7 protein-coding genes are annotated in these 9,367 nt (G+C 42.2%); 2 read left to right on the top strand and 5 right to left on the bottom strand.

Going from position 1 to position 9,367, the window contains the following annotated elements; translation table 11 throughout:
* Window positions 1–180: 180 nt before the first annotated feature.
* A complete protein-coding gene (gene asnB, locus ASV53_RS20510; protein WP_094958466.1) occupies window positions 181–1,851 on the top strand; it encodes an asparagine synthase B in 1,671 nt (556 codons plus the stop codon).
* Between the two features lie 327 nt (window positions 1,852–2,178).
* Window positions 2,179–3,084, top strand: coding sequence for an aldo/keto reductase (locus ASV53_RS20515; RefSeq protein ID WP_094958467.1), 906 nt, complete (start codon window positions 2,179–2,181; stop codon window positions 3,082–3,084).
* A gap of 85 nt (window positions 3,085–3,169) precedes the next feature.
* Here the strand turns inward: ASV53_RS20515 and ASV53_RS20520 are convergent, their stop codons facing one another.
* The 5 genes from ASV53_RS20520 to htpG form a co-directional block, all read right to left on the bottom strand.
* The gene (locus tag ASV53_RS20520; RefSeq protein WP_062689872.1) at window positions 3,170–4,474 is read right to left on the bottom strand and encodes an inosine/guanosine kinase; all 1,305 of its coding nucleotides are present in this window, start codon (window positions 4,472–4,474) and stop codon (window positions 3,170–3,172) included.
* 204 nt (window positions 4,475–4,678) lie between these two features.
* Window positions 4,679–5,656 carry a ferrochelatase gene (gene hemH / locus ASV53_RS20525; protein ID WP_094958468.1) on the bottom strand — a complete coding sequence of 326 codons (978 nt, stop codon included), beginning with the start codon at window positions 5,654–5,656 and terminating at the stop codon, window positions 4,679–4,681.
* A gap of 103 nt (window positions 5,657–5,759) precedes the next feature.
* Window positions 5,760–6,185, bottom strand: a complete 426-nt coding sequence (locus tag ASV53_RS20530; protein WP_094958469.1) for a hypothetical protein — start codon at window positions 6,183–6,185, stop codon at window positions 5,760–5,762.
* A 265-nt stretch (window positions 6,186–6,450) separates the two neighbouring features.
* Complete coding sequence (gene adk / locus ASV53_RS20535; RefSeq protein WP_062689866.1) at window positions 6,451–7,095, bottom strand: adenylate kinase; 645 nt, start codon at window positions 7,093–7,095, stop codon at window positions 6,451–6,453.
* Window positions 7,096–7,309: 214 nt separating this feature from the next.
* Entirely contained in the window at window positions 7,310–9,214 is a 1,905-nt protein-coding gene (gene htpG, locus ASV53_RS20540) for a molecular chaperone HtpG (protein WP_094958470.1), read from the bottom strand.
* Window positions 9,215–9,367 lie beyond the last annotated feature (153 nt).

Raw genomic sequence — 9,367 nt, forward strand, 5'->3', positions numbered from 1 at the left:
GGGTGTTTTTCTTTAATTGATCTAGAGTTTTTCATTGCATTTAGTTACTGAATACGCAATTTTAAAAAACAAGTAAGGGAAAAGTGACGTATCCGTTAAATTTGGTACTGAGCCAATAGCCAAATAAGGCAACCCGAAGAAATTATCAAGAATTGCAATAGTTTAGGTTGGAGTGGAAGTATGTGTTCAGTATTTGGTATCTTAGACATTAAAGGTGATGCAAGCGCATTACGTACAACGGCATTAGAAATGTCTAAAAAAATGCGCCATCGTGGACCGGATTGGTCTGGTATTTATGCATCGGACAAAGCAATTTTAGTGCATGAGCGCTTGGCAATTGTCGACTTAAACAGTGGCGAACAACCACTTTATAACCAAGAAAAAACACATGCATTAGCGGTTAACGGTGAAATCTATAACCACAAAGAATTGCGTGCTGAATTTGCACCTGACTACCCTTTTCAAACTGAATCTGACTGTGAAATCATTCTGGCGTTATACAAAGAGAAAGGCCCAGAACTACTGGATTATCTGAACGGTATTTTTGGTTTTATCCTTTACGATGAGCAAGAAGACGCTTACCTAATCGGCCGAGATCATATTGGTATTATCCCGCTTTATCACGGCCATGATGAACACGGTAACTATTACATTGCATCTGAAATGAAAGCGTTAGTACCGGTTTGTAAAACGATTAGTGAATTCCCTCCGGGTCACTTCCTATGGAGCAAGCAAGGAGAGCCAGTACGCTATTACAAACGTGATTGGATGGAGTTTGATGCTGTCGCTGATGCAAAAACCGATAAAGTCGCACTGAAGGATGCACTTGAAAGTGCAGTTAAACGCCAGCTAATGACAGATGTACCTTATGGCGTATTACTTTCTGGTGGCCTAGACTCATCTGTTATCTCAGCAATTACGAAAAAATTCGCGGCTAAACGAATTGAAGATGATGAACAATCACAAGCTTGGTGGCCAACCTTACACTCCTTCGCAATTGGTCTTGAAGATGCGCCTGATTTAAAAGCAGCAAAAGTAGTCGCTGACGCGATCGGAACAGTACACCATGAGTTAACCTACACCGTACAGGAAGGCTTAGACGCTATCCGTGATGTGATTTACCACATTGAAACCTACGATGTAACCACCATTCGTGCATCTACCCCTATGTTCCTTATGTCGCGTAAAATCCGCGCTATGGGTATCAAAATGGTACTTTCTGGTGAAGGTGCAGATGAAGTCTTTGGTGGCTACCTGTACTTCCACAAAGCACCCAACGCACAAGAATTCCATGAAGAGACAGTACGTAAACTGCTCGCTCTGAATATGTTTGACTGTGCTCGCGCCAACAAATCAATGGCGGCATGGGGGATTGAAGCGCGTGTACCATTCCTTGATAAAGAATTCTTGGAAGTAGCAATGCGTGTTAACCCACAAGACAAAATGTGCGGTAACGGTAAGATGGAAAAACACATTCTTCGCGAATGTTTTGAAGATTACCTACCAGAATCAGTCGCATGGCGTCAGAAAGAGCAATTCTCAGATGGCGTGGGCTATAGCTGGATTGACTCGCTGCGTGATGTAGCAGAAGCAAAAATATCTGATCAGCAACTCGAAACTGCGAAATTCCGCTTCCCGTACAACACACCAATGACTAAAGAAGCGTATGTATACCGTGAAATCTTTGAAGAGTTATTCCCGTTAGAAAGCGCGGCGAAATGTGTACCGGGTGGTCCATCAATTGCTTGTTCAAGCGCTAAAGCCATTGAGTGGGATGAAAGCTTTAAAAACAGTGCGGACCCTTCAGGCCGTGCAGTGGCAGCAATCCACAACGAAGCATACAAAAAATAGCATTTCTATTTCCCCCATAATTCCTAGTGATCAAGCGCAGCCCTCGGGTTGCGTTTTTTCGTTATTACGACTGCCACTTGATTGCAACTTAACGCACAAAGACTGAGAGTTTATGTTGTAAACTTACCTCGTTTTTTATAAAAACGCTAACCAGCCCACAGAACACTTTCATGTTATCCCCTAGTCTGACTGCAATAAGCTTTACATATTCAGCCAAATACTAAGTAATTTCACGTATTAAATAATTATCACGTCTAGTTAATACTTATTCAATTGGCTAGGAAAGTTAAAAATTTTCATCAATTCCAACTAGTAGATAAACACGACATGAAACGAATCAAGACAGAAGCAAACGGCCCTGAATTCTCTCAATTCATTGCGGGTTATTGGCGTTTAATGGATTGGAACATGACACCGCAAGAGCGTCTAACCTTCCTAAAACAGCATCTAGAGTTAGGCATCACAACCTGTGATCATGCCGACATCTATGGCAACTATGAGTGTGAATCAGCTTTTGGGGAAGCATTAAAGCTCGAACCAAGTTTACGCGATAGCATCGAGCTAGTGAGTAAATGTGGCATTCGTTTACCAAGTGCGCCATCAAACGATGTGACCCTTCCGCACTACAACACCACAACAGACTATATTGTCGCGCAAGCTGAGCAATCACTAAAAAACCTACGAACTGATCACCTTGATTTATTGCTGGTACACCGCCCCGATCCATTAATGAATGTGGATGATATAGCTGAAGCATTTAACCAGTTAAAACAAGACGGCAAAGTAAAACATATTGGGGTATCGAACTTCACCACCAGCCAATTTGATTTATTACAGTCACGTCTAGATTACCCGTTAGCAACTAACCAGCTAGAAATTTCCCCTGTAAACATGACGGCCCTTCACGATGGTTCATTAGACCAAATGCAGCAACACCGCATTGCCCCTATGGCATGGTCATGCCTTGGCGGCGGTAGTTTGTTCAGTGGGCAAGATGAAAAATCTAAGCGCTTACGGGCAGAACTTGAAAGCATTGCCGCTGAAGTAGGGGCCGACGGTATCGACCAAGTTGTGTATGCATGGATACTAGCATTACCATCAAATCCGTTACCTATCATTGGTAGTGGTAAAATTGAACGTGTTCGCCAAGCACTACGCAGTGCTGATATTACATTGACTCGCCAACAATGGTTCCGTATTTGGGTTGCTTCAAATGGCCATAATGTGCCTTAAAAAGATTGGCTGCTGAGTCGTCGCCACGATCAAAAAAACCAGCATAAATGCTGGTTTTTTATTGGTCATCGTTATCAGCGAGTGATTAACGTTCCCAGTATGCTTCTTCTAGGCTGTCTTCACGCTCTGGCAAACCACGAGATAAGCGTGGTGAGTGCTGCGCAAGTACTTCATAACTAACACGGTTAGAGTACAGACAAACTTGAGAGAACGATGAATAAGTCAAGAAGCTATGCTGGTGCTTACTTGAATTCGGTACGTTCTCTTTATGGTAACGATTTGCTGACATGTCATGCAGTAATGCAGACAATGCGCCATCACCCGCACCATTGGTATTCTTAATGCGCTCAGGGCCACCCATGTATGGTGAGATGTGAGAGTACGCCTTAATCGGCTCTTCACAAGCATCTTTCAACATAGGACGGCTAAATTCGTAACGGTTAAACTCTGCGATTTCACCAGGTAACAATGGCAAGCTTGTTGTGCGCTTAGCACTGTCTTCCGTGTAACCTGCTGTGTATAAACCAATAGGGCCAGCAGTACATAAAACCAGATCTACCCACTCTAGCGTTTGGTCTGCTGCAACCAATGGATCAGATTCACCAGTTAGTGCTTCTGCTTCATCTTCATTCATTGCTACAACCGTCACGTGATCACGTAGGAAATCACGCCACCATTGTGGATCATCTTGAATAACGAACTTAGTACCCAGCGTTAATACCACTGGCACATCGTATTTTTTCGCATAATCAATTGCTCGCATTGTTGCCGCTGGCATTGGGTCGCCATCTTTACAACGAACAAGATATGCTGTTAATACAAGTGCAGATGCATTTTTGAATACAGATTCAGGAATGCTATCTGGGCTTAGTTGGTTCATGTGGCCTTCGTTAATCGCAAAGGTACGCTCACCTTCTGCCGAAATTAACGCAAAGCAACGACCAATAGGGCCATGTACAGGCTGTAAGTAATTCATATCCATACGGCTTGATGTATTACACAAGTAACGATATGCGTAGCTACCTACTTCAATATCTTTACTCATTACACCTAGCAGTACCGATTTATCATCAGCCAATACTGAATAGTTGTGTAGCGTGTTACCAATGGTACCGCCGGCAAACTCATGGCTAATTAAGTTCTGTTCTTTTAGTTCTTGATATAAAGCTTCTGCTTTTTCATCAGAGATCACTAAAGAATGACCTTTGCTTAGCTCATAACGTTCAAGAAAAGCATCATCTACACATGCTTCAATATCAACCAAAGTTTGATCGATACCAACAACATGGGTACGAGTTAGACGTTTTTCTTGCTTAGTTTGACTCAGAAGTGGATCACGAGCATGCACTGGAAAGTAATGCTTCGATTTACGTTGGCCTGGAAATTTCATCTGAATGAGCTATCTGTCTAGTGAACTTTTTGCGAATTCTATCACATTATCGTGAACATAAAAGAAAGCCGATCATTCTTTTTGAGAGGCCGATCCTTTTCCTGTAACACAATAATGCCATTTTATACGCCTGAATATGTTAGGCGTCGTTAACCATCACAATCAAAACAATACGAAAATTCGGATGATCAGCAACTTAGAGTATCAGTTTTCTGAGTACCAACCTCGCGTATGTTGCTCAATAAGGTGAGTCATCATAGTGATGTGTGCTGAGTTATCATTCAAGCATGGAATAAGATTGAACGTTTCGCCACCAGCTTCAATAAATAGCGCTTTGCACTCTTCTGCAATTTCTTCTAACGTTTCTAAACAATCAACAGAAAAAGCAGGACACATAACGTCTAAACGTTTGACGCCTTTTTTTGCTAAAGCTTCAATGGTCTTGTCTGTATAAGGTTGCAACCACTCTTCACGCCCAAAAATAGATTGATAACTCATGCTCATTTTTTCACGCGGTAGATCTAACTTATCAGCCAATAATGCCGTGGTTTGATTACAGTGTGCCGAGTATGGATCGCCGTTATCAACATAGCGCTTTGGAATGCCATGGTATGAGCACAATAAATAATCCGGCTGACCATGCTCAGTCCAAAAATCAGTTACCGATTGTACAAGGGCTGAAATGTAATCTGGGTGATCAAAATAATGGTTAACAAAGCGTAATTCAGGAATTTCTGGCCATGCTTTAATCGACTTCGCCAGCTTATCAAATACTGCTGCGGTGGTTGTTTGCGAATATTGCGGATAGAGCGGTAGCACCAACACCTTGTCACAGCCCTGACCTTTAAGCTCTGCTAAACCATCTTCAATACTCGGTGAGCCATAGGTCATACCGAGCTCGACTGGTACATCAAGCTGCGTTTGTAATAGCTGCTGCTGACGTTTGGAGTACACCATTAATGGTGATCCATCATCCATCCAAACAGATTGGTACAATTTCGCTACTTTGGGTGCACGGATAGGTAAAATAACACCATGTAAAATTGGGCACCAAAGCCAGCGTGTCATATCAACCACACGTTTATCGTGCAAGAATTCACCCAAAAAACGCTTTACTCCGGCCGATGTTGGCTCGTCTGGCGTCCCTAAGTTCACCAACAATACGCCGTACTTTTGACTCATTTTCTATCCGCCGCTCTATCTTAGTTAAACCATATAATAGCTAATACTATCACTAACTTGTACGGCTCAATATCGTAAAAGATCACGCAGCTTACAAAATTACCTATTTCGAGTCAGGATACTTTTTATCTATGGCTTTTAATGACCTAAGGAATAACCCAAGTCCACCAATTGCTAACACCAGTATCGTCATCAATTCAAAGGCTGTCATTGCGTTGAAACTAAAGCGAATCGATGAAATAACGCCAAAAATGAGTGCAACGAGTGAGCCTATTGTTAATAACCAACCGATGATGTTTTTACTATTAAAAAAGATAAGGCCAACACCAAACATAAATGGGATCATAATCATGCCCCCTGTCACACCAAAGCCTGCACCTAACGCAGAAAAGCCATACAATCTAGAGCCAAAACCAAAACTCGATGACACCGATATGGCGTTAAAGAGTAAATAAAATCCTCCACACATCATAATCAAGCCAATAAAAAATTGACCAATACCGCCCGATGTACCGCCAGCGCCATTCATACTTTTATTCCTTTTCCTTTGTATTTAGTCATGTTCAACAAACGATAGTTATTGTTACAAAGGTATGACTCTAAAGGCATAGCAGAAGAATGGGTAGTCTCTCGCAGAGTTAAAAAGAAAGACTGGGAGGTTCGATACACTATCGACTGAAATTAGGGTGTATGAATATCCTACGCACAGAGCCCCTTACCTACTCTGTAAGTTTAAGCAAAAAAAAGGGCATACCTAAGTATGCCCTTTTTTATTAATCACAATGAATACGTGATTAAGATAATGCTTTTTCTAGCTCAGCGCTTACAGCTGCAACATCTTGTGTACCATCAAATTTAAGGTACTGCGTTTTACCCGCTGCCGCTTCTTTACCGTAGTATTCGATAAGAGGTGCAGTTTGGTTGTGGTAAACACCTAGACGCGCTAGTACTGTTTCTTCTTTGTCATCTTCACGGATAACAAGATCTTCACCAGTTTCGTCATCTTTACCTTCCACTTTTGGTGGATTGTAAACAACGTGGTAAGTACGACCAGAAGCAAGGTGAGCACGACGGCCCGCCATACGCTCAACAATAACTTCGTCAGCAACATCGAATTCGATAACGTAGTCGATATCAACGCCGTTTTCTTTCAAGCCATCAGCTTGAGGAATCGTACGTGGGAAACCATCTAGTAGGAAGCCTTTAGCACAATCGTCTTGGGCAATACGCTCTTTAACCAGACCAAGAATGATGTCATCAGACACAAGTTGGCCTGCATCGATTACAGATTTAGCTTGCTTGCCTAGCTCTGTACCCGCTTTGATTGCTGCACGTAGCATGTCACCAGTAGAGATTTGAGGAATGCCAAATTTCTCCATGATGAATTGTGCCTGAGTACCTTTACCTGCACCTGGAGCGCCCAGAAGAATGATGCGCATCGTGATCCCCTTTTAATATAAATAAGCTTGGTGTTTCTCAAAAAAAGTGAAAATACACTGATTAGACGTCAGTCGCAAGCCCAGCACTCAGTCTGGACTCGGTTTACATTCTTTATCAACATACTATGCGATAGTAGCAAGAGCGTCGATTAGACCTTAGTCAGAATTAATCACTCATGCGTACGCCAGTACTGGGTATCTCACCAATGGTTCGCTATTTAGCTAGCAGTTGGTTTACTGCATTTAAGAACAGAGACGGATCTTCCATCGCGCCGCGCTCAGCAAGCATCGCCTGACCCATTAGCATTTCAACCCAACGGCCAAATACGACTTCATCCGCTTCGTCTGCCATTTGTTTAACCAGCGCATGCTCTGGATTGATTTCGAAAATGTAATTCACTTCAGGCGCTTCTTGACCAACAGCAGCCATTAGCTTCGCCATTTGCGTGCCCATTTCGTTTTCATCTGTCACAACAACCGCTGGAGTATCGTGCAGCTTGAAGGTAGTACGCACTTCCTTCACACGATCACCTAGGTAAGCTTGAGTACGCTCAACGACGGACTTAAATGCTTCTTGTGTTTCTTTTTGCTTTTCTTTGTCTTCTTCATTCTCGAACTTCGACAAATCAAGATCGGCTTTAGTGATCGATTGGAATTGCTTACCGTCAAATTCAGGTAAGTAGCTCATGAACCACTCATCAATACGATCATGCATTAAGATAACTTCAATACCTTTTGCACGGAATTGCTCAAGGTGAGGGCTATTTTGCGCCGCTTTAAAGCTGTCTGCTGTGATGAAGTAGATCTTCTCTTGATCTTCTTTCATACGCGATACGTAATCAGCCAGTGACACAACCTGCTCAGCGCCATCATTGTTTGTTGAGCTAAAACGTAGCAAGTTTGCAATCTTATCGCGATTAGCAAAGTCTTCAGCTGGACCTTCTTTTAGCACTTGACCAAATTCATTCCAGAACGTTTGGTATTTTTCAGCATCGTTATTTGCCATACGTTCAAGCATGGTCAGTGAACGCTTAGTGCACGCTTTACGCAGTGCTTGAGTCACTTTGTTATCTTGCAAGATTTCACGCGATACGTTCAGTGGCAGATCGTTAGAATCAATCAAACCACGCATGAAACGTAAGTAGCTTGGCATAAACTGCTCTGCGTCATCCATGATAAATACGCGTTGAACGTAGAGTTTTAAGCCGTGCTTACTATCGCGGTTATATAAGTCAAATGGTGCTTTCGATGGGACATATAGCAAGCTAGTGTAATCCTGCTTACCTTCAACACGGTTGTGACTCCAGTGCAGTGGTTCTGCAAAGTCATGAGATACGTGTTTATAGAATTCTTTATATTCTTCTTCAGAAATATCTGATTTGTTACGCGTCCACAAAGCTTGTGCTTTATTGATTTGTTCCCATTTTTTGTTGCCCGTTTCTTTACCTTCTTCGTCCATTTCTGCCGTCTGAAGGTGAACGGGAATACCGATGTGATCTGAGTATTTACCAATCACATCACGTAGACGGTATTCACTTAAAAATTCTTTTTCTTCTTCACGCAGGTGAAGAATGATATCGGTACCGCGTGTCGGTTTAGTGATGTCTTCAATGCTGTAGTCACCTTCACCGCTCGATTGCCAGCTAACACCCTGCTCTGCTGGTGCACCTGCAGCACGCGTACGCACAGTCACAGAATCTGCCACGATGAATGCAGAATAGAAACCAACACCAAATTGACCAATCAGCTGCGAGTCTTTGCTTTCTTCGTTACTTAAATTACTAAAGAAGTCTTTTGTGCCTGACTTTGCAATTGTACCTAAATGTTCAATCGCATCTTCACGGCTCATACCAATGCCGTTATCACTGACGGTTAACGTACCAGCTTCAGCATTAAAGGATAATTTAACACCAAGGTCTGAGTCACCTTCATATAAGTCTGGCTCTGACAGTGCACGAAAACGTAATTTATCTGATGCATCAGACGCATTAGAAATTAGCTCACGTAAAAAAATCTCTTTATTTGAATACAAAGAGTGAATCATCAAATGAAGAAGTTGTTTCACTTCTGACTGAAAACCACGGGTTTCCTTATTGGTGGCAGTATGTTGTTCGCTCATCGACACTCCAAATACAAGTAGTTCTACGTAAAATTACCACGATATTCATACAGTTAAACCACTGCTTGTCCATCTATGGCAAAAATTCCAAATTAGATACTAATTAGATGTGGTCAAATAGTGCATTTTCAACCTAAAATAGCCTTTTTTATT

The organism is Photobacterium sanguinicancri (genome assembly GCF_002265265.1).
GTDB lineage: Bacteria > Pseudomonadota > Gammaproteobacteria > Enterobacterales > Vibrionaceae > Photobacterium > Photobacterium sanguinicancri.

Coding starts and splice junctions, on each gene's coding strand:
- asnB (WP_094958466.1), top strand. CDS start 181: ATGTGTTCAGTATTTGGTATCTTAGACATTAAAGGTGATGCAAGCGCA.
- ASV53_RS20515 (WP_094958467.1), top strand. CDS start 2,179: ATGAAACGAATCAAGACAGAAGCAAACGGCCCTGAATTCTCTCAATTC.
- ASV53_RS20520 (WP_062689872.1), bottom strand. CDS start 4,474: ATGAAATTTCCAGGCCAACGTAAATCGAAGCATTACTTTCCAGTGCAT.
- hemH (WP_094958468.1), bottom strand. CDS start 5,656: ATGAGTCAAAAGTACGGCGTATTGTTGGTGAACTTAGGGACGCCAGAC.
- ASV53_RS20530 (WP_094958469.1), bottom strand. CDS start 6,185: ATGAATGGCGCTGGCGGTACATCGGGCGGTATTGGTCAATTTTTTATT.
- adk (WP_062689866.1), bottom strand. CDS start 7,095: ATGCGCATCATTCTTCTGGGCGCTCCAGGTGCAGGTAAAGGTACTCAG.
- htpG (WP_094958470.1), bottom strand. CDS start 9,214: ATGAGCGAACAACATACTGCCACCAATAAGGAAACCCGTGGTTTTCAG.